Below are 25,395 nucleotides of genomic sequence, written 5' to 3'. Positions count from 1 at the left end.
ACATTTTTCACAAAAACATCTTGCAGTACCGTGATGGTTTTCTTTTCGGTAATATGATAAGAATTGAAATGTTCCCCCAATACAGAGCCAGGCGGATTTGTCAGCAGCGTGAATACAGCTTCACACATGCCGGCAAATCCGCCTGAATTTCCATAAAGACATCTATACACATTCTTTTCTCTCATATATTTTTGAAGAGATCATATAGGATGCCAGCAGAAATACAATACAAAATACTCCAAATCCTGCCACTGCCATGTTCTGGTTCTGATATAGAAAATCTGTCATAGAGTTGTAAAATGCGGAATTTGTAAACATAGAACTGAAAAATCCCACCACCACAACGGTTCCTGAAAGTAAGTACTGAACTTTTACCACCCCTGCTTTATATACAACGGGAATGAAAATCCCCATTAACAGGATGTAAACAGACAATGCCTGCATGATCTGCCATATATGCAGGACTTTTCTGTCCATAATAAGGCATACTGCTTCGTATCCCGCTGTGCAGAGCAGAAAAAACAGGGTCATGATCAAATATCTCACAGCCACCAGTATTTTCTTTGAACAGGGCGCACACAAGAGTATAACTTCACCTCCGGGATATTTTTCCTCTTCCATACAAATATTTCCAAACAATATCAATCCCAAAATGTTGACTATCATCAGAAGCGGCACAGCCCCCACATCTATCTGAGCATCAAGTCTCCAGTTCAGGAAAACCGGCATACCGATAATCATCACAAGCATGATCAAAAGATTCTTTTTAACGAGTCTGACATCTTTCATAAACAGTGCTCTTACCATACTCTTCACTCCCCTTTCCCATACATGCCATCAGTATCTCCTCCATATCCGGCCTCTCAAACACCACATCCGGAATCAGACGCTTCATGTCCTCTGTCCTGCTGGTGACAGCGGTAAATCCGTATTGGGTTTTCCTAAGACTGATGCACAGTTCTTCTGCCTCCCCGGTCAAATCCCTGCTGTCACCCTTTGCGATCCTGTATTCCTCCATCAGGGCATCCTTCTCCTTCTCGAATACAATCCTGCCCTTGTCAATGAGAATAACAATATCTGCCACCTTCTCAATATCAGTCGCAATATGAGTAGAAAAAAATACACCTCTGCCCTCCCGCTCCATATACTCCCTGAGACTTTCCAGGATCTGTGCCCTGGTGAGCAGGTCAAGGCCGCTGGAGGGTTCATCCATGATCAAAAACTCCGCATGGTGTGACATGGCAAGCGCCAGGGAAAACTTCACTTTCATTCCTCTTGACAATTCCTGTATCTTCTGTTTCTCGTTCAGGGAGAATTTCCGTATCCAGTCCTTATACACGGAATCGTCCCAGTTCTTATACAGGGAAGCGAAAAGAGATGCCGTCTCCTTCAAGGTAAACATTCCGTAAAAGCCTCCGTTATCCGTAACCACACCGATCCGGTTCTTGATCTCCTGTTCGCTCTCCTTCCCTCCATACATATCCATTCCAAGAATATTCACCTGGCCGCCGTCTCTATGTATCAGATTTAAGATGCCTCGGATGGTGGTTGTCTTGCCGGCACCGTTGTTTCCCACAAATCCCGCAATACACCCCTCCGGTACGGTAAAGCTGACATCCTGAAGTTCAAACCTGCTATAGTTTTTCCTTAGATTCCTTACTTCCAGCACATTATCCATTTCCAATCTCCTCGCTTAAAATGTCCAGCATCTCCATGATCTCCTCTTTGCTGATATCCAGCATAGATGCCAGTTTCAAGGCTTCCGTAAGCTTTTCCTCAATCATTCTGCGTTTGGATTCCCTGAAAAGTTCTGTGTTACCGGCCTTTACAAAAGTTCCCAGTCCAACCTGACTGACCACAAACCCCTCTTTTTCCAGCTCCTCATAGACTCTTCGGATGGTCAGCACACTGACCTTCAGATCATTGGCAAAACTGCGGATAGATGGAAGCAGCTCCCCCTCCTGCAGCTCACCGCTCAGGATATTCTCCTTTATCTGCTCCATGATCTGCTGGTACAGCGGTTCGTTGGCCGTGTTTGATATTGTTATCTTCATGACTCACCCCTTTAGTGTGCATATCTATACATCACACTATACACTTACATATCTCTTGTGTCAATAGCTGAATGAAAAAAGCTGCCGCATGATTCCTGTTGATACAAAGCGATTCTCCCATCCTCCTTTATCACTTTCAACTGCTTTCCTCCAAAGGGGACGGTAAGGCAGAATTCTTTTATGGAATCCGGAATATGGGGTTCAAACCTGTATCCATTATGCTCTCCCGGGTCCGGATGGATCCCCGCCAGTTCCTCGATCAAAATACTGACAGGCGCTGTGGCCCAGGGATGGCATAAGCTGGTATTCCACTTCTGTTCCTTTCCCCATGCCTCAAAACAGGCGGAAGCCCCCTCCCGCAGCATATTGACCCAGCCGTATTCCCCTTCATTGACCAGAAGCCTGTATACGCTCTCATAACGTCCTGCATCCGCAAGAGCTTTGAGAACAAAATAACTTGGCATGACACCGCAGCAGAACCCTTTTTCCTCCAGAAAATCCGCTACACGGTCCGCTGCCTCCCCGGGTACCAGCCCGAAATACAGCGCGTACAGATTGGAGTGGAGAGAACAGTGTCCGCTCTGCTTACTGTCTGCAAACAGTTTTCTGTCCGGTCGGTAAAAAGCATCTATATAGGCAGCCCGTATTTTTTCAAAGGAACAGGATGCGGGGATTCCCAGAATCCTCTCTATCTCTGTCAACGCCCTGACTGCCCCTGCATACAGAGCATTGATGACATTGTGGCAGCCTTTTGCCACCACCGGGCGGCTCAGGGTAAAATCATACCCGTCACGCAGATTTTCAGGCCAGTCCACCAGATTCCACTTCTCTGACACCCGGTCTAAAAGCCCGCTTTCGTCCTCATACACAGAAAAATAATTTACAACACCTCTGGCAGTATCATAATATTTTCTCAGAAATCCCTTGTCCCCGGTGAATGCATAGTCTGTCAGCAGAAGCTGCGACCACAGCAGGGAAAAATCAGCGATTTCCTGCATAAAGGCCCCCGGAGCCACTGCCATAAGGCCGGGACAGATGTCTTTTGTAAGGGCAAACTGGTCAATACATTTTCTCAGCATCTCTGTCTTTCCCGTCAGCCACACCTGGGAACGTGACGTGACCACCGCGTCCCCCAGATACTGCCCCTTCTCTCTTGTGGGGCAGTCAAGATATGCCTCCTGAGTGCCGTATTTTACCGTATTTCTGCACAGGGAAAATATACCCGCCAGTTTTTCCTCCGTGGTCCTCAGTGTACACAGGAAATCCTCCATGGGATAATGACGGATCAGGGCGCGGATCTCCAGAATCTTTACGCTGCTTCCAAAGTGAAGCTCCGCGTAACGGAACCCTTTGTAGTCATACGGCTCCAGCTCGCAGATTCCGCCGTCCAGTGTCCATATCTCCCGGTATGTGCAGCCGCAGCGCATGTCACAGCGGACACTGCCGTCCTTACGCAGCTCCTCCCCGCAGAGAATCTCCACTTCCGCTCCGGGCGGGCCGGAGGCTTTGATTCGCAGACTGCCTGTGATCTCACGGCCTATGTCCACATACCAGCAGCCACCCTCTTTTTTTACTGTTTCCGGTGCCCTCTCGTATACGGCCAGCATTTTTGTAGGCTGTCTGACACAAGTATAGTCTGCCCACTCTGCCTTTATCATAGGCTCCCACCGACTGTCATCAAACCCGGCAAGATTCCAGTCCGCATCCCAGCACCGGCTGTCAAAGTTCTCCAGAAACTGCGTCTCATAGCCTGTTGTCTCCCCTGTATAGGCCTCGGATATTTTGTATTTCCAGGAAAGGGGGAGGCATTCCCCCGAACTTCTGCAGATTAGCTGTGCGGTATAGGCAAAGCGTCCGTCCCCGCTGTTCCACACACGGTTGATAAGTCCCTGGTAATAGAGATGTACTGCCAGCACATTCTTTCCGGGATGCAGAAATTCTGTAATATCTATCTCATTGTAATAATATTTCTCCGGCCACGCCGGGGCAGGGCCCTGTCCTGCAAATCTGCCGTTGACCCACAGCTTGTAGTAATCATCTGCGGATATGCGCAGCAGATACCTCTCTCCGTTTCTTTCTGTCTCCACATCTGAACGGGCAAGAACATGGAGATTCTGCACCGGAAACACCTGCATGGTGCGCTTTTGGTGTTCTTTGTGATAAGGCTTTTCCGGTTTTATGCCGTCAAACAGAGGGATGGTCAGCCAAACCGGTTCAAATTTTGTCATATGTCTCACTCCTGTTGATAAGCTGAAAATTTCCTAAAATTCATTGTTTCTGCTCTATCATAAGGCATTCGGGTTTTTAAGTACATGTAACTTTTTTGGATTATATGTACTATTTCTCTCTTTCTTATCTCCGAAGGTATGAAAAAAGAATCCAGCAGAAGACATCTATAGTCCAAATTGAAAAACAAAATGCCGGCAGATGGATGACACTTCCGCCGACATTTTTGTATCTGTATTCCTAATTATTCCCACTGTTCCCTTATGAAATCATAATTGAATTTTGACTGCTGTTATGTAGCAATACCTTTGTATTTCACTTACAAATCTCCGGCAAACTTTCTTGCCATTCTCCCTTTGCGGCAGACCAATCTGCTGTATATTCTATACCTTCTATTGCCGCGGCAAATGGTTTGGCAAGAAATACATTTATTGTTTCCAGAACGGTGCCATAATCATCCGTATTGGTATTGATCTTACGGACAAAAGCTTTCCACTTCTTCTGCATTGCCGCATCATCGCCAAATCCCATAACCTGTTCAAACTGTTTTATACTGAACGTATGTCCACGGTTTACAAAAGTTCTGTGCAATGCTTCTGACAACACTCTGCCTTCAAAATCAAACTTATTTACAATATAATATATATCGTAATAGTCTTTCATTCTGCTGGAAAACTCCATTAAACTAAGGATTGCATCAATTTTTTCAGCGATAGTTGTCTCTAGTGAATATGTATTGATCATAGGTGCATTATAGTCAGGAAGCTGCGTCGGTATCTTGCGCTTTTCCTGTTTTGGTACGATTATGTCTCCCACACCGAAATCAATCCCAAATGGCGTGCGAGTGTTTTTAATATAAGCCACGACTGAAGCTCCGATACCCGCATATTTTTTGCGAGAGCGATTGGTGCAACATCTTTGATTTCAAAAGTCACAAAATCATGCTCAGTAGGGGAAGCAATGATTTCTTCCAGCACCACTTTCAACTGTTCCGGTGTATTTGGAATTTTCTGAAGCAGAAAATCTACATCTACGGTAACACGACTGTCAAAACCGGTAAGCGAATAGATGAAAAGTCCGCCCTTTAATACAAGATTTTCCGCGTATTTCGATTTCTCTAAACGGCGCAGAAACTCCTCTTGGCAAAAGAGCTGCAGACAAAGTTGGTAACTTCTCCCGCTTTCTTTGGCAATCTTTTTAAGGCGTGCAAGTACAGACGCAGCTACATCAGCCATTCAACAGCACCTCCATTACATTCATTACTTTTGTGTAAAGACGCATTGTTTTCGCATATTTGGAAAGATTGGCAAGATTCTTTTTCTCATCTGCCGCATAAGCATTGACTGCCTTATTAAAGAGTTCATTATCAAGCTTTGTGCGATATTTAAAGCAATCACAAAGTGTACGTTCTCGGTCATAGACAGGCAAAGAAATACCGCTGAAGTTTTCCATCGTCTTGCCAAGATTTAAAAACTCTCTTTGAATGTAATAGGTTTTCATGGATATCTCCTGCACCCGCTTAACTGTCCTGACTGCCGTTCGCGGCACCGCAATCGACCACTCGCGCGGGGCAAAGTCACTATATCCATAATGAAAAAGGGCTGATTCGACACAAATAATTCCCTGAGGGAGCAGTTCTTTAATCAGCTGTTCTTCTGTTATCATGGTATTATCAGGAAGTTGATAATATCCATGCCGGATTCGTTCTATTATTCCTTCTCTGCAAAGTGCGGCGACCTCATAATTTTTCATACCGGCTGCAAGAAAATCAGAAGTTCTTACAATACCGCCCTTTTCCTTTATTATATTTCGTACAATTTCCTTTTTATTCAAACAGGCACCAACTTTCGGCATACAATTTTTAAGTTTTGTATGCGTTTATTGTAGCATAAAATCAAAAAAATCACAATGCCCAATGTTTCATATCGTCAACGCCGGACTCTTTTTTACAAAACTGCCTTTTTAAAAGAAATATACGCACTCAGACAGTAAACCAGATAGATGCTGAAAAACACCCCCGCCGTCACTCCCAGGATACCTATTCCCTCTCCAAATCCTACCAGCGTCATTCCCTGGTACGCATCCCAGTTGACGCTGCCTGTGATCGCCATGTACACTGCGGCACCTCCCACAGCGGCGGGAAGTACGGGGAAGGAGTAATAGACGGCAAAATATCTCTGCAGAATCTTCCTCTGTTCTGCCTTATCCATGCCACATTCCTGAAGTATACGGAACTGCTGCCGCTCCTGCTCCAGATCACTCAGTATCTGCACAGTCATGATAGTTGCCGCCGCAGCCAGCAGGATAAATGCCAGATAAAACAGAGGGAAGGAAAGACTCATGACAATAGAGGCCCCGCTCTCCCGGATTTCCGCCTTGCCGGTCACATGCATCTGATTTTCCCACGCTATGGCTGCGATTCCCTTATATACTTCCATGGAGAGCTCTTTTGGCGCCACTCCCACATACAGTTCCTCTATCACCTGCATGTTTTTGGCCACCCGGTCCGGCACGATCAGCAGATAGTAGCTCCCATTCCCGAAAAATTCCTGCTGGAAAAACGCACCTGTGAATGCCCCGCCAAAGGAGAGTGCCGCGTCCTTTTCCCTGTCTGTGCCGGCCGGAATGCTCCGGCCGCTTCCTGTCAGCGCCCGGGTACCGGCATACCGCTCCAGCTTTTCTTTTGCAAAGCCGCTGCAGTGCATATAATACTTGTTTTCCTCCAGATTTACCTTCTCCATACCCAGCATATCTCTTAATTCTTTGTACACGGACATTGCCATATAACAGTCATTTTCCATGGCGTCCATGTGGGAAAATGACATGAATTTCCCCATGTTTTCCGTGGAAAAATACGCGCCGAAATCGCGCCGACCGGAGGTGTAGACCTGATAATCGGCAGTGGCAGCTTCCGGTATTTCCCTCTGTACATACTCTTTCACGGGCTGCAGGTCCTCCTGCCCGTACAGAGATCCTACGGCAAAGTCAAATGCCGTTTCATTCACCCGGCTGTCCACGCGCCTGTTAAAGAACAACCCCAGGCTCACTGCCAGAAATACCAGGAGAAACAAAATGCTGACACTGGCAAAGGTCAGACTGAGATTCCGGATCTTGCCTGAGTATATGCGTCCCAGAACCAGATTCCTGCTCCTGTATTTCCATTTCACTTTATTAAGCTTCTGTTCCAGAACCACAGGAAAACTCATAAAGAGTCCGAACACGGACAGTACGATCATGGACAGCCCGAATAAGGCTGCCGCACCCCCGGCGTCATTGCCGATCTCACAGTACAGAAGTGCTCCAAAAGCACAGCAACCCAGCAGCAATGCCAGCAGGGAGAGCAGAAAAAGTACCCTCTTCTGTTTCTGATTCTTTAAGGGCGCCTTTTCATTCTCCGCGTCCATAGAGAGCAGTTCCCGGATGCTGACTGCCATTACTTTCTTTTTTACCTTTCTGCCTGACAGCCAAAAGATACAGACCAGGTACACACTGGTCAGACAAAACGCTCCCCATGAAAATTCCAGCCCCATGTGGAAAGGCCGCAGAAATAAGTGCATCACCATGGCCTTTAAGATCTGGTAAAAATAAGTACCTCCTACCAGTCCTGCAAGCCATGCCGCGGCTCCTATGGTTATGCTCTCCCGGGCAAACATTCCGGCAATCTCCCGGTTCTCAATGCCCAGCATCATATAAGTCCCGAACTCACGGCTTCTTTTCCTGAATATAAACTCCGTAATATAGCTCACCAGCCTGCCCAGGATCAGTACAATGATAACACTGATAAAAATAATGATAAAAGGCATCATGGACCACTCACCCAGAATGGCTTTTATCTCCTCTGAAAACACCAGCAGGTGAAAGGAATACATCAATGTCACAGACAGAATCAATGTCAGAAGATACACCGCATAATCCCGCATCTGGCGCAGCGCATTCCTCCTTGAAAGTTTTCTCAGCATGACACGTCACCTCCCAGAAAGGACTGTACCTGCAGGATCTCCTCATAGAACTCCTGCTGTTCCTTTTTGCCGCGGACGATCTCATTAAAAATTCTTCCGTCCTTCAAAAAAAGGACACGTTTTCCAAAGCTGGCACAGTAAGAATCATGGGTCACCATGAGTATCGTCACCTGCAGTTCCCGGTTCAGTTCCCCCAAAAGCCCCATAAGCTGCCGGGAACTGCGGGAATCCAGCGCCCCGGTAGGCTCATCTGCCAGAAGGATTCTCGGCTTTTTGATCAGCGCCCTCGCGCAGGCACATCTCTGCTTCTGCCCTCCTGATACCTGGTAAGGAAATCTGGAGGCAATTTCCCCGATTCCAAGCCGCTCCATCATCTCCACACTTTTGGCGTGCACCTTTTCTGCCGGCAGTCCCAGCAAAACCAGGGGAAGGGCAATGTTCTCCTCAATGGTCAGACGATCCAGAAGGTTAAAATCCTGTACCACAAACCCCAGATTTTCCCTGCGGAACTTTGCCTGTGCTCCCTGTTCCACTGCAGTGATATCCATAATCCCGGAAGGCCCCTGCTTCCCTGTGTTCAGATAAATATGCCCTGCACTCACACAGTCCACAGTGGAAATGCAGTTGAGCAGTGTTGTCTTGCCTGAGCCGGAAGCCCCCATTATACTGGTGAACTCCCCTTCCTCCACCTGGAAACTCAGACCATCCAGTGCCTTTTTCAGATTATCCTTTGTACCGTAATATTTTTCTATCTGTTCCGCTCTCAGAACTTCCGCCATATTCCATTCCCTGCCTTTCTTCTTCCATTGGCAACTGCACAAGTGTTCCTTTTACTCCTCTATTATAGAAAACAGGAGGGCAGGTTACCTGTGATTTTACCGAATGTTATCTTACATATTCGTAAGATGAGGCAGAGGATGCATTGGCCGGCCCTCATACCTTGTGAACAGACATCACAGATGCCTGTTCCGCTATGGGAATCTCAAATACGACCCTTGTATATTCCCCCCATACAGATTCCGCCCGGACAGCCATCCCCAGCTTTTTACAGAGCTCCCTGCAGATATACAGTCCCATCCCTGTGGATTCCCTGTTCTTTCTCCCATTGCTGCCCGTGAACCCCTTGTTGAAGATTCTTCCCATCTCGCTTTCACGGATTCCGCATCCGTTGTCCTCCACGATTAAGAGCACGGTATTTTCTTTCCGCCGTGCCCGGACTTTTATACAGGGGGATTCCTCCATGTATTTCAGGCTGTTGGACAGTACCTGACGCAGCATAAAAGTCAGCCACTTGCTGTCCGTACAGGCTTCTGTCTCCAGACCTTCCGTCTCAATTTTTACGCCTCTCTGCCTGAACGTCTCCTGGTCGGCAGCAACTGCCCGGGCCACGCAGGATTCCATTGTTATCCTTCGTATGATGTAATCCTGCTCCGGATTTTCCATGCGGCTCATATAAAGGACCTGCTCAATCTCCCTGTCTATGTTTTCCAGGCTTTTTAAGATGCGGCGGTTCTCTCTGCTTTTCTCGTTTTCACATACAAGCTGTGCCGCTGTGAGAGGCAGCTTGACCTGATGGACCCAGTTTTCCACGTATTCCCGGTATGCCCTCTGCTTCTGCTCTGCCTCAGACACCTGCTCCTCCATGGCCTTCATGGAAATTCTCATGGCTTCCCAGTATTTCTTTCCCTCAAAGGTATCCGGTACTTTTAAGATTTCTGTGACCAGCCATGGTTTTTCCATTTCCCTGACCGTATCCATAAGCTCTGTAAAATATTTCTTCTCCCTGTAAAAAGAAAACCCGGTCCAGGCAGCAAAAATCCCGAACCAGGTAATGAGAAGCAGGGCTGCTTCCCTTGACTGTACCCCAAGCGCTGTTAAAAACACAAAAAGAGCCCAGGCTGCACCAAGCTGCAAAAGCACTACGCCTGTCCTGTCCCCCAAAAACTCTCTGAACTTCATACCTTATACCCCATCCCCCTTTTTGTCTGTATCAGGCCGGGCAGACCTATGGAGGCCAGCTTCTCCCGGAGTCTGCGCACATTTACGCTGAGTGTATTGTCATCAATATAAATCTGGTTTTCCCAGAGATAATCCACCAGTTCCTCCCGGCTCACAATATTTCCGGCATGCTCAAAGAGCCGGTGTAATATCTTCTGCTCATTTCTGCCAAGCTCCAGGCTTTTTTCTCCGTAAGTCAGCCGGGCAGCCCCCAGGTCAAGAGTGATGCCCCGATACTGAAGCACCGCAGGCTTTGACGGGCCTTTTACTCTGCGCAGCACAGTCTGAATCCGCGCCAGCAGAATGGGTGCCTTATAGGGCTTTGTGATGAAGTCATCCCCGCCGCTTTGCAGTGCTTCCAGCTCGTCCATGGAGGTGCTGCGGCCTGTGAGGAAGATAACAGGCAGGGAGCAGGCATTTCTGATTTCCCTGCACAGAGCAAATCCATCCTGCCCCGGCAGATTGATATCCATCAGGATCAGGTCAGGAGCTGTTTCTCTTATGATCTCCACTGCATTTCCTCTTCCGTCCCAGCCATCGCATACATATCCCTGGTTCTTCAAAAGAGAGGACAGCCCGCAGGCAATCTCTTCCTCGTCCTCCACGATCAAAATCTTTTCCACGTTCCATCCTCCTTCGTTTTACCCTTACATAATTTTCGTACTTTCCAGTTTTTCCATAAATGCATGGTTCAGACGAATCACCGGCTTTCTGAGTACCAGCCCCAAAAGCAGGGATGCTGCCAGGAAAAGTCCCAGTCTGCCCATCTCCATCCAATAGGTATTTCCGTATAACCCGCCGATACATTCCCGCATGGCAGCCATGCTGTGCGTAAAGGGCAAAAACAGATATACTTTCTTAAAGAACGCAGGCGCCACCTCTATGGGGAAGGTTCCGCCGGAGCCTGCCACCTGGATGACGAGGAGCACCACGCATATGGCTTTGCCGATATCCCCAAAAGAAACCGTAAGGGTATAGATCAGATTCACAAATGCCACACTTGCCATCCATCCGGCCAGCACGAACAAAAACGGATGCTCACACTGGATTCCCAGATAATACAGGTCTCCCAGACAGATCAGTCCGCTCTGCAAAAGTCCCATGAGGAAAAACAGAATATACCTGCCCAGATACATCTGGTATTCCTTCACATTTTTCAGGCTGTCCGTGGTCTTTTTGGAGACGTTTACCTTCATCATAGCTACCAGCACGATTCCGCCCACCCAGATTGCCAGGGAGGAATAGAAAGGCGCCATGGAGGAGCCGTAATTCTCCACGGAATACACAGCCGTGCGGTTGAGTTTCACAGGCGCTGCCAACACCGAACTTAAAGATGCCGGGTCGCTGCCGATCAGATTTTTCAGCACATCCGAATCCTGGCTGTCCACAGCGTCCCCCAGTGTTTTTGACACGCCCTCAATCTTATCAGCAGCCTCTGTCAGAAGGGAAGCTGAGGTGTCCAGCGCTTTTCTCACTTCTGCCAGGTCCGAGGAGGCACTGTCTGAGATATTGCCAAGACCGGAAAGGCTGTCATCCAGTTTTTCCATCACATTTGCCACAGATGTACCTGTATCACCCAGGGTTCCGAAAAGTTCCCCGAGCTCTGCCTGCAGGTTTTCCTCATAGTCACTCTGTACAGACGATATCTGCTGTACGCTGTCATCCGCCATCTGCTGAAGCTGGCCATGGTATGTGCCTATATCCGCAGCCGTATCTGTGATCTTTCCTGCCGTCTCATCCAGTTTATCTTTTAATGCCTGTTGTCCTGCGGTCAGTTCCTCCATATTGCTGATCAGGGGATTCAGAAGCTCTCCTCCCACGGGAAGGGCATCCCGGACAGCGGCCAGGCTGTCCCTGAAATCCGTATATTTGTCAATCACACTCTGGGTCACATCAGACAGTCCCAAAAGGCTGGATGCTGCATTCTGGGAATTATCCTCCATGGAGGCAAAAGTTTCGTCAATCACCTGGGAGACAGCCTGGTAATAGGAACCACTGTCCTCAAGTACCTGGCTGATTACCTCTGTGGTTCCGGAAAGGCTGCTGCTCAGGCCCTCCATGCCCTCCCCGGTATCCTTAAGTACATCCAGTCCGGCCTCTGTACTCTCTCCGGACTGCTTCAGCAGGGAGGATGTGGTATCCAAAATCCCCTGCATGGAATCCATCATATCCGAAAATGCTGTCATGGTGGAAGCCAGCCCTCTCAGATCATCCGCGCTGTTCTTTGTATTTCCTGCAAGATTTCCGATCATGGTCCTTGTGCCGTCCTGATTCAGATAGGAGGACAGGGAATTCATCACATCCAGTCCAATCTGGCTGATTGTCTTTGTAAAGATTTCGTCAATCTGCGTCCGTATGGAGTCCGCCCCTTTATCCGTGACCTTGGGTGCAATGGCATTCTCCTTCTGGTTGGAATAATAGATCAGACTGGAGTGTGTCACATCATCGGAAAAGACTGTCATCATATCTTTGCTGAATGCTTTCGGTATGACGATCGCCGCATAGTATTTTCCGGACCTCACACCTTCCACTGCTTTCTTTTTGTCAGTGAAGACCCAGTCCATCTGCTCATTTGCCCTGAGGCTTGAGATGACTGTATCTCCCATATTGATCTTGACAGGAACAATGCTGCTCTCATATCCCTCATCCGCGTTTGCCACAGCCACCCGGATCCCCCCTGTATTACTGTAGGGGTCCCAGCTTGCAGCTATGTTAAACCACGCATAGAGGGCAGGCACAACCGTGAGTCCCAGAATGACGATCAGCGCAATGACATTGTTTTTAATATGGCTTACATCTGCCCGGAAAATTTTCCATATATTTTTCATTTGCTGCTGCCCTCCTTCTTACTTTCCAGTACCTGATGCAGTTCCTCCCTGCTCATCTTACTGAGCCGCATCTGCCGGTTCAGGCTCTCATGAATATATTCCAGACAGATGAGATAAAGCGCAATGCCTATGATGGAGGCGATCCAGAGTACCAGGAAGACCATCTTGGAATCAATGCTGAACATAAGCACCAGGAAAATGAGAGGGATCACAAGGATAGCCAAAAATCCCCGTCTGATTCTCTTCTCATAGCTAATCTCAAATTCTGCCGCTTTTTCATACAGCTGCGCCTTAAACTCCTCCTGCCCTGCAAGCATACGCACCACAGAAGACAGGCGTATCCTCTCATTTGGTATCCCGTTTTCTTCACAGAGCATCAGGTCCGTCTGTGCCAGTTTCTTGTCAAAAAGCAGATTTAAATTCAGCAGCAGAGGCCGCACAGCAACGCCGATCAAAAGTGCTATGGGAATGTAAACGGTCAGGCACAGCATATCTTTCAGATAATGGTACCGATAAATACCTGCCACTGCTTCCCGCATGGCATTTATGCCGTAGGTAAAGGGCAGCAGAGGATGAAGCGCCTGGAAAAATCCCGGGGTCATCTCTATGGGATATGTCCCTGCAGAGCCGGGTATCTGTACAATGACCAGGATCACACAAATCGCTTTTCCGATATGTTTGAAGGTAATAGACAGTGCATAGATAATATTTACATACACAAAAGAAGCAAATACCCCGGCAAATAAGAATGCTGCCGGTTCTGCGCACTGTATTTTAAGCAGATATAAATCTCCCAGGCATATGATCAGGGATTGTACAACTCCGAAAGCCACAAAGAGCAGCCATCTCCCGAAATATCCCTGTACAGCCGAAAATTTCCCCACTTTTTCTTTATCTGCCTCCAGCTTGAAAATGGCGATCAGAACAATACCTCCCACCCAGATTGCCAGGTTCGTATAAAAGGGCGCTAAAGCAGAGCCATAGTTTTCAATACTATAGACTTCCTTTGTCTCCACCTCCACCGGCGAGGACATGAAATCTGCCACAGATTCCCCGTCAATACCGGAAAGATCCATAAGTACTTCCATGGATTTGGAATTTTCCAATGCTTTTAAGTCTGTCTCCGCGTTTTCCAGTATGTTCTGCACACTGTCAAGGGAATCTCCCGTGCTCACCAGGACTGCCTGTATGTCATCCAGGCTTGCGGCAAGCTCGTCCAGAACAGATTTTACCTGTTCCGCAGACGGCTCCACCCCGTCCAGAAGGCCGGAAAGCCTGCCCGACAGTCCGGAAAAAGCATCCAGGTTTCCGCTGATCCCCGGCAGAACCTGCCGGTCAAAGGTATCCCTGGAACTAAGGAACTGCTCCCCTGCCTCCTGAAGGATGGAATCCACCTGGGTCAGGGCACCGGATGCTGTCTCCACAGAACTGCCAATACTGTCATTCCCCTGTCTGAGACTTGAAACGACCTGTCTCTGTCCCTCCAGCTCAGCCTCCAGGGAGGCGATCACAGACGCCATGGCATCTGTTGGGTATGCTTCCTGAAAGGATACAAGGTTATCAAGGACACTTTCTCCCAGGGAAACCGCCTGATCCGCTCTGGTGATCATCCCGTCCACCTGGCCGTTTATTTCCAGGATCTTTCCGTTGATCTCACCGATCGCGGATTTTGACGCAGCGTTTATATCCGCCAGCGCAGTCTGCCCCTCCGAGAGAGCGGATGACATCCCTGCGGAAAATTCAGACGCTGCTGTCCTTGCGTGTTCCAGGATTTCACTGCTCTTGTCAATGGCACGGCTGCCCTCCCCGGCTGCCTCTTTCAGCGCGTCCAGCGTTCCTTTGGTGTCCTCTATGGTCTCATTGGAACTGTCCGCAGTGATCCCAAATTTTTCCAGTCCATTCTGGTATTCCCTGATATTTTCCGATACACGGCTGATCTTTTCAAGCAGACTGTCCTGGGAACCGGAAAGTTTCTCCGACAGGGAGCCTGTGGATTTTTCTATTATGTCAGCCACTGCTTTTGACGCGGTGGCAGTGAAGGTGCTGTTGATCTCCTTCTCCACAGTCTCTGCCCCGGTATCTGTTATTTTAGGGGCAATGGCATTTTTCTTCTCGTTGATGTAATATGTAAATTCCGGCCTGTGGAAGTCTCCGCTTACAATGCTCAGCATATCCCGGCTGAAGGTTTCCGGAATGACAATGGCTGCATAATATTCTCCTGATCTTACGCCCTCCACTGCCTTCTTCTCATCTGTAAAAACCCAGCCCAGCGCATCGTTCTCTTTCAGATTGCTGACGATCTCACCGCCTGCATCCAGTCTGCCTGTCAGCTCATTCTCTGCGCCTTTATCACTGTTTGCCACTGCCACCTTGATATCCCCTGTACTTGCATAAGGGTCAAAATTGGCTGCAATGTTGAACCACGCGTACAGTGACGGAATGATGCAGATCCCTACTGCCACGATCACTGCTACGGGGTTGCGCAGCAGCCTTCTGCAGTCTCTGATGAATATCTGCCATACCTTCTTCATAACCTGCCTCCTGTGTTCATTTTTCTGCCGGTGCCCGCAGCGCTGTATCCGGCGCCTCTGTATGCAGCAGCAGATTTTATCTGTATAAAAAGATAAAAGAACAGAGTATTATGCCATACTCTGTTCTGATATATCGGAAATCCGGCGTTTCTTTACCTTGTCTCCAGAAAATAATTTTCTTTCACTGCTCTCTCATCTGTAGGATAAGCCTCCAGATATGCGGTGATTTTTTCTTTTGCAGACGCATAGTCCATCTTCTTTTCATAGGCCACGATTTCATTGAACAGAAGTGCCTGTTTCTCGTCCTGGTCCCCCGTGTCCAGTCCCTTCTGAATATTGGAGAGGGCACTGTCATAGTCTCCGTCCAGGATATCGCAGTAAGCCATACCGTTGTAAGCTTTTGCCTGTAGTGACTGCTCACTCAGGCTCTCTTTATAATTTGCCCGGGCATTGGCCGTATCGCCCTGTTCCGCGTATACCTTGCCCAGATAAATGGCTGCCTCTTTATATCCGTCATTGTAGGCTGTGGTCAGCTCTTTTTTTGCCTTATCATACTCCTCCAGATAGTAGTAGACACGGCCTCTGTCATAGTGGTCCCGCTCATCACCGGCCTCTATATCCAGGGCCATCTCCAGATAAGACTCTCCGTCAGCCTTCATGTCACACTCTTCGTATACACGGTAGATTTCCAGATAGTCATTATACTCTTTGGAATCTGCAGCCACTTTTCCAAAGTCGGATGCCGCCTTGTCATACTGATCCAGATGGAGATAGGCCGTTCCCCTGAGGAAATATCCCTCTTTACTGTTCTTCACATCCAGCATCTGGTCACAGGTGGCTGCACTTCCCTCAAAGTCGCCTCTTTGGTACTGCACCACAGCCAGATATGCCAAAATGTCGGCTCTCATGGCCTTCTCCGAATCAGCGGCCAGGTCCCTGGCTTTTTCCAGAGCCTGCTGTGCCTCCTCGTATTTTCCCATTTTCAGATAGGCAATGCCCTCTCCCCTGAGAGCCTCCACCTCATATTTCTCCTCGGCGATGGCCAGCTCAAAGTTTTCGATGGCACTCTGATATTTTTTCCCCTCTAAATCTTCCGCGCCCAGTTCATAATAGCTGGGTGTCTCTTTTCCGCATCCTGCCATAAGACAGAGGATGCATCCTGTCAGAACAATAAATTTTCCCTTCACAAATAAATTCCCCGTTCGTTTACTGTACGATCAGATTCTCAGACCTCATGACAGCAATCACTTTATCTACATTTTCTTCACAGATCTCATTGGAAGCTGCTTCCACCATTACGCGGATCACAGGCTCTGTACCGCTCTCGCGCACCAGAATCCTTCCGTCATCGCCCAGGGCTTTTTCCACCTCTGCAATGGCTTTCACCACTTCCGGATTCTCTCTGGCTTCCTTCTTATCATATACCCGCACATTTTTCAGTACCTGCGGATAAATCTTCACTTCTTTGGTCAGCATGCTGAGAGGCTGTTTTTTCTCAATGATGACTTCCATCAGCTTCAGGGAAGTCAGAATGCCGTCACCTGTAGTGGCGTGTTTGGAGAAGATAATGTGGCCGGACTGCTCGCCTCCGATGGAGTGGCCGTTTGCCATCATATTCTCGCAGACATATTTGTCGCCAACGGCTGTCTTCTCGTATGCAATACCTTCTCTCTCGCAGGCTTTGTAAAGACCCAGGTTGGACATGATGGTGGTGACAATAGTGTTGTTGTTTAACTTGCCCTGCTCCTGCATGTATTTTCCGCATACATACATGATCAGGTCACCGTTCACTTCATCGCCGTTCTCATCCACTGCAATACAGCGGTCAGCATCTCCGTCATAGGCAAAGCCCACATCCAGATGATTTTCCCTGACAAAATTTTTCAGTTCCTCAATATGTGTGGAACCGCAGTTTGTATTGATATTGGTTCCGTCCGGGTCATTGTGGATCACATAGGTCTTGGCACCCAGCGCATCAAATACACTCTTTGCAATGGCAGATGCGCTGCCGTTTGCGCAGTCAAGGCCCACTCTTTTATTCTTAAAGGCACGTGTCGGAATGGAGATGAGATATCCGATATAGCGGTTTCTTCCTGCGGAGAAGTCCACTGTGCGGCCGATATCCTCTCTCTTTGCCAGAGGCAGCTCCGGTACCTTTCCGTCAATATACGCTTCGATCTGCTCCTCAACGGATGCTTCCATCTTCTGTCCGTTGCCGTTGATGATCTTAATTCCATTGTCATAGAATGGATTGTGGCTGGCTGAGATCATGATACCACAGTCAAAGTTCTCTGTGCGCACAACGTAGGAAACGCTGGGTGTGGTGGTCACATGCAGAAGATATACATCTGCGCCGGACGCTGTCAGACCTGCAACCAGTGAATATTCAAACATATAGCTGCTTCTTCTGGTGTCCTTGCCGATCACGATCTGCGCCTTATGCTCCTGTCCGAAATACCATCCCAGGAAACGTCCCACTTTAAATGCATGCTCTACTGTCAGGTTTACGTTAGCTTCCCCGCGGAAACCGTCTGTTCCAAAATATTTTCCCATAACTGACTCCTTATACAAATGTCCAATTTCTTTATCTTTTCGTTACCGTATTATAAAATATCACATTTTTTGTGATTTGTCACTGTTATTGTGGATTCCGGATGCCTGCGGCACTGCCTGTCTATGCGTATAAATCCTTTTTGTATACGCCCTGCTCTACCAGATCTGCGAAAGCTTCCATTACTTTTTCCTTGTCTTCCTGATATGTAACGCCAAACCAGGTGTCATGTGTCTTGAGCACAGCCACATCTGCCTTGTTCTCTTTGATGAGCTTATCCACGATAGTGGGAAGAAGATATTCCTTCTTCAGATCCTCCGGACCGCATTCCTTTAAGAATTCCACAAAACCCTCTTCCAGTGTTCTTAAAAATGCAGGTGTCAACCCCCACATATTCATGGATACCAGGTTCTTGGGGTCCAGCATACAAAGGCCGCCGTCCTCTGTCTCCACGGCCGGACCCTCTTCTGTCTTCTTAATATTGTAGGTCTCCGCGATTCCCACCAGATTCTTATTCTCATCCAGAGAGCAAATGCCCCTGGTCACAGAACCGTTGTCGCTCAGTGTGTTCTCCAGAATAAATCCGGCCATGCAGATATCCAGCTTACCTGTATCCTCATGCTCTTCCACCAGATAGTCATGGATCTTTACATAAGCTTCCTTGCCGTAGTAATCGTCTGCGTTGATGACGATAAACGGCTCTTTGAGCACTTCTCTGGCTGCCAGGATGGCCTGTCCGGTTCCCCATGGCTTTGTGCGCTCCTTCGGGCAGGTAAATCCTTCGGGCAGGTCCTGCAGATCCTGAAATACATATTCCACCTCTGCCACCTTCTCGATCCTGTTTCCGATCACTTCACGGAATTCTTCCTCTATGTCTTTCCTGATGATGAATACGATTTTGTTGAATCCTGCCTCCAGGGCATCGTGAATGGAATAATCCATGATGATCTCACCGCTCGGCCCCACTTTTGCAAGCTGCTTGATTCCTTTTCCAAAGCGGCTGCCGATTCCGGCTGCCATGATTACCAGTGCTGTTTTTTTCATGATTTTTCTCCCGTTCCTCGTTTATAAATTCTATATGTTACCAGTCTGTCCGCCTGGAGATCAGGCGTCAGAATACCAATTACCACTCTTACCATAAAATACTTACTTCCATAATATATTACAATTTACCGGGAAATGCAATGTCATTTTCCTTATGGTAACAGGAAGCAACTCTGATTATGCTTCCTATTGTATCATAGATGTGTTGTCATATACAACCTGGAATTATCGTGCAGGCAACAGCATATCTCTTTTTTCTTCATAATAAAATATGCCGGGCAAAAAGTATCATCCCATACTTTTTGCCCGGCAGTTCCACTTTAATTCTTTGCTACATCAGCAGTTTTTCATAAAATCAATTTCCTGTCTCAGTTGTGCTTCCGTCATATGGATTGCCGCCGGCTGCGGATAAGCTTTGTACATAAAGCCTCCTTTTTCCGTACTCAGAGCCTGTACCATATCCCTGATATAGCTGCCCATCTCCTCCTTTGTCATCTGCACACTATGCTGGATATCCACAGGGCACAGGAAACATATCTTACCGTTCCATTTGCCCAGCAGTTCCAAGCCCATATTCATCTGCTGGTCCATCTGAATCACGTCCACACCAAATTCAACAAAAACGTCCAGAAGGTATGTAATATGCCCGCAGGAGTGAAGGAAATATTTCATTCCTTTTTTATGGATGTAATCCACAAAACTCTTCATCCTGTCATAATAATACTCTTCCCACATTCCGTATGACATCATAGGCCCTCTCTGCAGCCCCCAGTCCTCCCATGCCATAACAGCATCCATACCGGCCTCAGCATAACCGTCCACCATCTGTTTTCCCACTTCATAGAGACAGTCGATCAATCGGTTTATATTTTCTTCCTCTTCATAATAATCCACCATGCAGTTGGCATATCCCCGCAGATTGATTATTTCTTCCATCATCATGCCAAGCCCCCCTACCAGAAACTTATCCGGATAAAGCTGCCTGAGCCTTTTGGCCTCTGTATATCTGCTGGGCGCTGTGAAATCCGGCAGATGATTTTTCCAGTTCTCGAAATTATCCCAGGACTCCAGAGGCGGATTCTTTACCTCCCCCATAGTCTCTCCAAAGGTCTCCATCTTATATCCCCACTGGCTGTATCCTTCCGCAACAGGTACAAATTCAGGGTCATAGCTGGATACAATGTAAATGTCCGCATCGTACTCCTTCAATATATCCTTTGTGATTGCCTGATTCAAAGCGTCTGAATCAAAATCCAGACAGATGGGAATTCTGTCAGGTCCTTTTCCCTCTATGGCATTCAGTACACATTCTTTTGATGTCTGCATTGTCTTTAATCTCCTTTACATTTATTTACTTTAACACAGCTCCTGCTGCAAAACTTTTCTCCACCTGCTCGCTGCAGATACAATAAAACAGAATCAGCGGTATACACGTTATGACAATTGCCGCAGCCATGGGGCCCAGTGCAGTTGAATAGGCGCCTCGAAAAGCAGTCAGACCAATAGGCAGGGTATACAGTTCAGAAGTCTGCAGATAAGTGGATGCCATAATAAACTCGTTCCAGTTGCTCATGAAGGTGAAGATAGCTACAGTGGCAACTGCCGGTTTCAGTACCGGAATAATAATATGTACAAACGATTTGATCACACCGCATCCGTCAATAAATGCGGCCTCCTCCAGTTCATGAGGGATACTTCTGAGAAAATTACTGATTATAAATACTGCCAGCGGCAGACCCGCGGCTATATATGGGATAATGATGCACCAATGTGTATTCAGCAGTCCTGCTTTCTGCATGATCAAAAACAGAGGAATCAGGGTTGCATGTATGGGAACCATCATCCCCAGCATCAGGAATCCCAATGCGGCATTGCTTCCCCTCCATTTCATTCTCGTGATCGCATATCCCATCATACAGCTCAGCGCAACTGTGATGGCTACACTTACAAAAGTAACCAGCACACTGTTCAAAAAATATTCCGCCACATTTCCTTTCAGCCATGCCTCCGCATAATTGCCAAATACAGGAGTTTCCGGCAGCCTTAATGAGCTGGCCGTATAAATTTCACTGTTATTTTTCAGAGAAAAATTAATAAGCCATAGAAGCGGAAATATCTGAATCACTGAAAATATTATTAAAATTATGATTTTGACTGTATTCTTCTTCTTCATTGCCATTTCCTCCTGTCAATATTCCATGGGTTCCCTTGACATAACCTTGTTGATCAGCAGATAAACCCCAATACATACCACACAGAGCATTACTGCAATGGCACTGCCATAACCATAATTAAATTTCAAAAATGATTCCTTATACATATGAATCGCTATGGTTGTTGTAAGATTATAAGGACCACCTGCAGTCATAACATAAATATTGTCGAAAATCTTAATGCTTCCCACCACAGCAAGCACAAGGCAGACTTTTAATATATCCCGAAGCATTGGAATAATAACACGGAATGTTACCTGAAAACCATTGGCTCCGTCCAGTTTTGCTGCCTCCTCATATTGTTCCGGGATTGCCTTTAGCCCCGCGTAGAGAATAATCATGTGGTAACCAATCCACTGCCATATAACCGGAACAATGGCTGCGATCAGGCAGGTACCTTTTTCCGACAGCCACTCATGCTGAAAATTTGACAAGCCTACAACTCTTAGAAATTCATTTAAAAGTCCATAGTTTACATCGTAGATTTTCTGCCACATAAGCGCAATTGCTGTGGTAGATAAAAGCACAGGTATGAAGAACGCGATTCTGAAAAAGCGCGTTCTCTTTTTCATACTTGATAAAAGCATGGCAAAAAACAGTGCTGGCACTAACTGCCCAATTACTGCAACTATCAGAATGACCAGCGTATTTAGAAGCGCTTTTCTAAAAACCATGTCACTGGAAAATAGTTTTATATAATTGTGAAGTCCCACATAATCCTTCGGACCGATTCCCTTCCATGATGTAAAACTCAGGTTTACGGTATACAAAATGGGATAAACAAAAATAAAAGCGAATATAAGAAGTCCCGGAATCATAAACAGCGCAATAACAGGTTTGTTGGACAACATTTTTTTCATTCTTCTTCCCCCTTCAAACTGGACTGTCCTCATTTTAAGGACAGCCCTGCACTTCTTTTATATCATCCGCCTTTGATTATGCTTTCCAGCTGCTTGATAAAGTTATCTGCGTCCACTTCGCCAGCAAATTGCTGTTGGGATAAATCCCTCATAGGCTCACCGATTGCAGTATCCAGATATGTGAACCACCACAACTGTGTTTTCTCCATTTTTTTGAAATTCTCGATATATGTTTTCATCATTTCTGTTTGTCCGGCCTCTTCAATGTCTGTCTCAAAATAGGTCTGCTCTCCGTTTTCAGCAAGGTGGTCATTCAAAATCTTGGAGTATTCCACTGCCAGTTTGGCTGCTGCTTCCTTGTTCTCTGAATTCGCGTTGACTGCAATTCCCGCATCCGCAGCATTTCCACAGCAGGATAGATATGGATCTTCTGCCCCTGTTTTAGGAAATACCGTACATCCTAAGTTCTCATCAGATTGCAGTGCGGATACCTGCCAGGAACCCGTAGGATACATTGCTATCTTTCCAGCTTTCAGCAGCTCTACACATTCTGATGGTGTTGCCTGCATATAACCGGTCTGAAATGCATTTCTTTCTATCAGTGTCTCCACCTTTTCCGCAGCCTCCACAAATGGTTTACTGGTAAAAGTACCTCCGTCTTTCATAGCGTCTGCAAATGCATCTGCATCTTCCCGCACCACCATCATATTATAAAAGAGGTCGCCTTCCCATCGATCTTTATCTCCAAGTCCCATGGCCCCGATTCCCTTGGCATTGCACGCATCTACTACATCCAATAATGACTCCCAGTCTGCAGGAACCTCTTTGCCCATATCTTCAAAAACTGCTTTGTTATAAAAGAGACAGTAGGATTCCAGGGCCCCTGTGGGCACAACATAGTTATGACCATTCTCGTCCTTTTGTGCATAGGTATCATAAAGTTTATAACCGGATTCCTCAATCGCATCTTCTAAAGGATAAAGGGCATTCGCCGCTAAAAAAGGTTCACTATAAGAACCTCCCCATGTATAAAACAAATCCGGCAGCTCATTTGCCTGAAGCATAACCCTGATTTTTGTTTTATAAGTTGCATCGTCCACACGCTCGATATTGATCTTATAACCAAGCTTATCCGCAGCCTCCTGAAAACTGTCTAACTTTGCGGGATTGTCCGTTTCCGGATCAAAATGTACCAAAATAGATATTTCGGCATTGGCTTCCGATTTACTGCCTTCATTACCAGCCGCATCATTTACCTCATCATTGCCTCCGCATCCCGCCAGCGTTCCAATCATTGCTGTTATTCCCAACAACATACTTATTTTTTTCGTCTTTCCCATTTTCTTACCTCCTTGATTCGTGTTTTATCTATGTTTAGATTCTATCATTACAGATTAACGAAAAATATAGAATATATTCCGACTGCGTTAAATATATTCATCATTTTATTTTATATATATTAATAGGCTGCAGCCTTACATTTTCTGTAAAACTGCAACCTATTTTATTCTTCCCATGGTTTTATTCACCGGCATAAATTTCTCTGTATTCACCGGCGGTAATTCCCGTATGTTTTTTAAACACCTGCGAAAAGTAAGGATAATCCGTATATCCCACCATTTCAGCGATTACATAAACTTTATGTTCCGTCCTCCGCAGAAGCTGCTTCGCACGATCCATCCTGACTTTGGTAAGATAAGAAAAGAACGTCTCACCCTGTTCTCTTTTAAATATACTGCACAAATAATTTTTACTCAGATGAACAGCGTCAGCCACATCTGCGAGGGAGATTTCTTCTCCAAGATGCTCGTCCACATAATGTACAATCTGCCCCATAATCTCCCTGTTTTTTCCCGCCGAATCTGCTGCCGCTTCATCCACGGTCTCCTCTGTAATTTCCAGAACAAGGTCTCTCAGCATATCGCCTGTTTTATAGTCATTAAGCGCAGCGATCACTTCCCTGATTTTTTTCTTTCTCTCCTCATCCGGAGAGATATTAAACAGCTCTGTTAAGATAAGAATGGTCTGGCTGTAAAACTGCTGGTATATGGCTTTATTTTCTCTCATCTCCACATATATTTTTTCAATCAGCTTAACTGCACTTTTTTTATTTAAAGCCCTGAGTTTCATACATATCTGGTTCATAAGTTCATGATCATATTCCACACTTTCATTTGAAAATACTCTGACCTCATCATAGAAAATACAGCTTCCCTCTCCCAGATTGCATCTTTCCTCCAGAGCCGCCTCACAGTCCTTTCTCGCCATATATAATTTATGATAATCTTCATATACACAGCTGACTCCCACGGACAAACTAGTTCTTGTAAGATTTTTGAACTCACTCAGTATAATTTCAAGCAGTTCCTCCATGGATTTTCCCTCCGGCAGTGTATCAGAATCCTCAACTACATATAGCAAATGCTTTCCCTTTACAAAAGAATCACTGACAAACAGCCCTTTGGTATTTTCTCTGATGATCATCCTCAACTGTACCCACAACAGTTCACGCATTTCAGGTATAGTGTCACAAATTTCTTCCCGGTCCAAATCAAAACACCAGAGTCTGAATGGGTCTCCTTTCAGTTCTGAACCATAATACTTCAGACTCTCCATCAGGTTTTGCCCCTCTGGAATAATTTTATCTGCCAATTCACTAAAAAACTGGTTTTTCAGTATGGGAATATTTTTCTCTGCCTCTTCCCTGAGTTCCCTGATATTTCTCTCCAGGTCCGCTTTTCTCTGAATCCTTTCATAGACCTTCTGCAGAGCCTGCTCCAGCTCTTCTTTTTTAGTGGGTTTCATAATATATTCCATGACCCCTGCCCGCATGGCAGAACGGGCAAAATCAAACTCATCATATCCGCTGATTATGATAACCTCTGTTTTTGGGTAATTTTCTCCTATAAATTCTGCCAGCTCAATACCGTTCATCTGCGGCATCATCACATCGGTTATCACAAGGTTCGGCCTGTACTCCTTCAGTAATCTGCATGCTTCCTCTCCACATTCTGCCGTTGCACAGATAGAAAACCCGAATTTTTCCCAATCAATGACTTTGCTTATGTTTCTCAGAATCACAGGCTCATCATCCACCAATAACACCTGATACATTGCTTCCTCTGCTCCTT

The 25,395-nt window shown here is 46.6% G+C and carries 21 protein-coding genes; all 21 read right to left on the bottom strand.

The window, feature by feature from the left end; all coding sequences use genetic code 11:
• Window positions 1-162 precede the first annotated feature (162 nt).
• The gene (locus V8Q34_RS12710; protein WP_335835604.1) at window positions 163-789 is read right to left on the bottom strand and encodes an ABC-2 transporter permease; all 627 of its coding nucleotides are present in this window, start codon (window positions 787-789) and stop codon (window positions 163-165) included.
• A complete protein-coding gene (locus V8Q34_RS12705) occupies window positions 767-1,678 on the bottom strand; it encodes an ABC transporter ATP-binding protein (RefSeq protein WP_227211599.1) in 912 nt (303 codons plus the stop codon). Before V8Q34_RS12705 ends, V8Q34_RS12710 begins: the two co-directional genes overlap by 23 nt.
• Window positions 1,671-2,054, bottom strand: coding sequence for a GntR family transcriptional regulator (locus V8Q34_RS12700; RefSeq protein WP_033141013.1), 384 nt, complete (start codon window positions 2,052-2,054; stop codon window positions 1,671-1,673). Before V8Q34_RS12700 ends, V8Q34_RS12705 begins: the two co-directional genes overlap by 8 nt.
• 44 nt (window positions 2,055-2,098) lie before the next feature.
• Window positions 2,099-4,282 (bottom strand): family 78 glycoside hydrolase catalytic domain, encoded by a 2,184-nt coding sequence (locus tag V8Q34_RS12695; RefSeq protein ID WP_335835603.1) that lies wholly within the window; start codon window positions 4,280-4,282, stop codon window positions 2,099-2,101.
• A 313-nt stretch (window positions 4,283-4,595) separates the two neighbouring features.
• Window positions 4,596-5,144: a nucleotidyl transferase AbiEii/AbiGii toxin family protein gene (locus V8Q34_RS12690; protein ID WP_335835602.1), complete on the bottom strand. Its 549-nt coding sequence runs from the start codon at window positions 5,142-5,144 to the stop codon at window positions 4,596-4,598.
• On the bottom strand, window positions 5,084-5,515 hold the full coding sequence (locus tag V8Q34_RS12685; RefSeq protein ID WP_335835601.1) for a nucleotidyl transferase AbiEii/AbiGii toxin family protein: 432 nt from the start codon (window positions 5,513-5,515) through the stop codon (window positions 5,084-5,086). The genes V8Q34_RS12690 and V8Q34_RS12685 overlap by 61 nt, the downstream gene beginning before the upstream one ends.
• Window positions 5,508-6,113 (bottom strand): type IV toxin-antitoxin system AbiEi family antitoxin domain-containing protein, encoded by a 606-nt coding sequence (locus tag V8Q34_RS12680; RefSeq protein ID WP_033144258.1) that lies wholly within the window; start codon window positions 6,111-6,113, stop codon window positions 5,508-5,510. The genes V8Q34_RS12685 and V8Q34_RS12680 overlap by 8 nt, the downstream gene beginning before the upstream one ends.
• Before the next feature lie 113 nt (window positions 6,114-6,226).
• Window positions 6,227-8,239, bottom strand: coding sequence for an ABC transporter permease (locus tag V8Q34_RS12675; RefSeq protein WP_335835600.1), 2,013 nt, complete (start codon window positions 8,237-8,239; stop codon window positions 6,227-6,229).
• Window positions 8,233-9,018: an ABC transporter ATP-binding protein gene (locus tag V8Q34_RS12670; RefSeq protein WP_103731412.1), complete on the bottom strand. Its 786-nt coding sequence runs from the start codon at window positions 9,016-9,018 to the stop codon at window positions 8,233-8,235. The genes V8Q34_RS12675 and V8Q34_RS12670 overlap by 7 nt, the downstream gene beginning before the upstream one ends.
• Window positions 9,019-9,172: 154 nt before the next feature.
• Window positions 9,173-10,198 carry a sensor histidine kinase gene (locus tag V8Q34_RS12665; protein ID WP_103731411.1) on the bottom strand — a complete coding sequence of 342 codons (1,026 nt, stop codon included), beginning with the start codon at window positions 10,196-10,198 and terminating at the stop codon, window positions 9,173-9,175.
• Window positions 10,195-10,860 carry a response regulator transcription factor gene (locus V8Q34_RS12660; protein WP_033141255.1) on the bottom strand — a complete coding sequence of 222 codons (666 nt, stop codon included), beginning with the start codon at window positions 10,858-10,860 and terminating at the stop codon, window positions 10,195-10,197. The genes V8Q34_RS12665 and V8Q34_RS12660 overlap by 4 nt, the downstream gene beginning before the upstream one ends.
• 24 nt (window positions 10,861-10,884) lie before the next feature.
• Window positions 10,885-13,065, bottom strand: a complete 2,181-nt coding sequence (locus V8Q34_RS12655) for a YhgE/Pip domain-containing protein (RefSeq protein WP_335835599.1) — start codon at window positions 13,063-13,065, stop codon at window positions 10,885-10,887.
• Window positions 13,062-15,596, bottom strand: a complete 2,535-nt coding sequence (locus V8Q34_RS12650; RefSeq protein WP_335835598.1) for a YhgE/Pip domain-containing protein — start codon at window positions 15,594-15,596, stop codon at window positions 13,062-13,064. The genes V8Q34_RS12655 and V8Q34_RS12650 overlap by 4 nt, the downstream gene beginning before the upstream one ends.
• A gap of 152 nt (window positions 15,597-15,748) precedes the next feature.
• On the bottom strand, window positions 15,749-16,783 hold the full coding sequence (locus V8Q34_RS12645; protein WP_033141258.1) for a tetratricopeptide repeat protein: 1,035 nt from the start codon (window positions 16,781-16,783) through the stop codon (window positions 15,749-15,751).
• A 19-nt stretch (window positions 16,784-16,802) separates the two neighbouring features.
• Window positions 16,803-18,149, bottom strand: a complete 1,347-nt coding sequence (gene glmM, locus V8Q34_RS12640) for a phosphoglucosamine mutase (RefSeq protein WP_103731408.1) — start codon at window positions 18,147-18,149, stop codon at window positions 16,803-16,805.
• Between the two features lie 121 nt (window positions 18,150-18,270).
• Window positions 18,271-19,191 carry a nucleotidyltransferase family protein gene (locus tag V8Q34_RS12635; protein ID WP_033141260.1) on the bottom strand — a complete coding sequence of 307 codons (921 nt, stop codon included), beginning with the start codon at window positions 19,189-19,191 and terminating at the stop codon, window positions 18,271-18,273.
• Between the two features lie 336 nt (window positions 19,192-19,527).
• Window positions 19,528-20,517, bottom strand: coding sequence for a uroporphyrinogen decarboxylase family protein (locus tag V8Q34_RS12630; protein WP_103731407.1), 990 nt, complete (start codon window positions 20,515-20,517; stop codon window positions 19,528-19,530).
• A gap of 25 nt (window positions 20,518-20,542) precedes the next feature.
• Window positions 20,543-21,364: a carbohydrate ABC transporter permease gene (locus V8Q34_RS12625; RefSeq protein ID WP_052099430.1), complete on the bottom strand. Its 822-nt coding sequence runs from the start codon at window positions 21,362-21,364 to the stop codon at window positions 20,543-20,545.
• A gap of 15 nt (window positions 21,365-21,379) precedes the next feature.
• Window positions 21,380-22,264 carry a carbohydrate ABC transporter permease gene (locus tag V8Q34_RS12620; protein WP_033141263.1) on the bottom strand — a complete coding sequence of 295 codons (885 nt, stop codon included), beginning with the start codon at window positions 22,262-22,264 and terminating at the stop codon, window positions 21,380-21,382.
• A gap of 62 nt (window positions 22,265-22,326) precedes the next feature.
• Window positions 22,327-23,604, bottom strand: a complete 1,278-nt coding sequence (locus tag V8Q34_RS12615) for an ABC transporter substrate-binding protein (protein WP_335835595.1) — start codon at window positions 23,602-23,604, stop codon at window positions 22,327-22,329.
• A 181-nt stretch (window positions 23,605-23,785) separates the two neighbouring features.
• On the bottom strand, window positions 23,786-25,378 hold the full coding sequence (locus V8Q34_RS12610) for a response regulator transcription factor (RefSeq protein ID WP_033141265.1): 1,593 nt from the start codon (window positions 25,376-25,378) through the stop codon (window positions 23,786-23,788).
• Window positions 25,379-25,395 lie beyond the last annotated feature (17 nt).

The organism is Blautia sp. JLR.GB0024, from assembly GCF_037000545.1.
Classification (GTDB): Bacteria; Bacillota; Clostridia; order Lachnospirales; family Lachnospiraceae; genus Blautia; species Blautia celeris.
Note: the sequence above shows the minus strand (reverse complement) of the source record. Positions and strands in the feature narration are given on the sequence as shown.

Excerpts from the sequence above, each read along its gene's own strand:
- V8Q34_RS12710 (WP_335835604.1), bottom strand. The coding sequence starts at position 789 with ATGAAAGATGTCAGACTCGTTAAAAAGAATCTTTTGATCATGCTTGTG.
- V8Q34_RS12705 (WP_227211599.1), bottom strand. The coding sequence starts at position 1,678 with ATGGATAATGTGCTGGAAGTAAGGAATCTAAGGAAAAACTATAGCAGG.
- V8Q34_RS12700 (WP_033141013.1), bottom strand. The coding sequence starts at position 2,054 with ATGAAGATAACAATATCAAACACGGCCAACGAACCGCTGTACCAGCAG.
- V8Q34_RS12695 (WP_335835603.1), bottom strand. The coding sequence starts at position 4,282 with ATGACAAAATTTGAACCGGTTTGGCTGACCATCCCTCTGTTTGACGGC.
- V8Q34_RS12685 (WP_335835601.1), bottom strand. The coding sequence starts at position 5,515 with ATGGCTGATGTAGCTGCGTCTGTACTTGCACGCCTTAAAAAGATTGCC.
- V8Q34_RS12675 (WP_335835600.1), bottom strand. The coding sequence starts at position 8,239 with ATGCTGAGAAAACTTTCAAGGAGGAATGCGCTGCGCCAGATGCGGGAT.
- V8Q34_RS12670 (WP_103731412.1), bottom strand. The coding sequence starts at position 9,018 with ATGGCGGAAGTTCTGAGAGCGGAACAGATAGAAAAATATTACGGTACA.
- V8Q34_RS12665 (WP_103731411.1), bottom strand. The coding sequence starts at position 10,198 with ATGAAGTTCAGAGAGTTTTTGGGGGACAGGACAGGCGTAGTGCTTTTG.
- V8Q34_RS12655 (WP_335835599.1), bottom strand. The coding sequence starts at position 13,065 with ATGAAAAATATATGGAAAATTTTCCGGGCAGATGTAAGCCATATTAAA.
- V8Q34_RS12650 (WP_335835598.1), bottom strand. The coding sequence starts at position 15,596 with ATGAAGAAGGTATGGCAGATATTCATCAGAGACTGCAGAAGGCTGCTG.
- glmM (WP_103731408.1), bottom strand. The coding sequence starts at position 18,149 with ATGGGAAAATATTTTGGAACAGACGGTTTCCGCGGGGAAGCTAACGTA.
- V8Q34_RS12635 (WP_033141260.1), bottom strand. The coding sequence starts at position 19,191 with ATGAAAAAAACAGCACTGGTAATCATGGCAGCCGGAATCGGCAGCCGC.
- V8Q34_RS12630 (WP_103731407.1), bottom strand. The coding sequence starts at position 20,517 with ATGCAGACATCAAAAGAATGTGTACTGAATGCCATAGAGGGAAAAGGA.
- V8Q34_RS12625 (WP_052099430.1), bottom strand. The coding sequence starts at position 21,364 with ATGAAGAAGAAGAATACAGTCAAAATCATAATTTTAATAATATTTTCA.
- V8Q34_RS12620 (WP_033141263.1), bottom strand. The coding sequence starts at position 22,264 with ATGAAAAAAATGTTGTCCAACAAACCTGTTATTGCGCTGTTTATGATT.
- V8Q34_RS12615 (WP_335835595.1), bottom strand. The coding sequence starts at position 23,604 with ATGGGAAAGACGAAAAAAATAAGTATGTTGTTGGGAATAACAGCAATG.
- V8Q34_RS12610 (WP_033141265.1), bottom strand. The coding sequence starts at position 25,378 with ATGTATCAGGTGTTATTGGTGGATGATGAGCCTGTGATTCTGAGAAAC.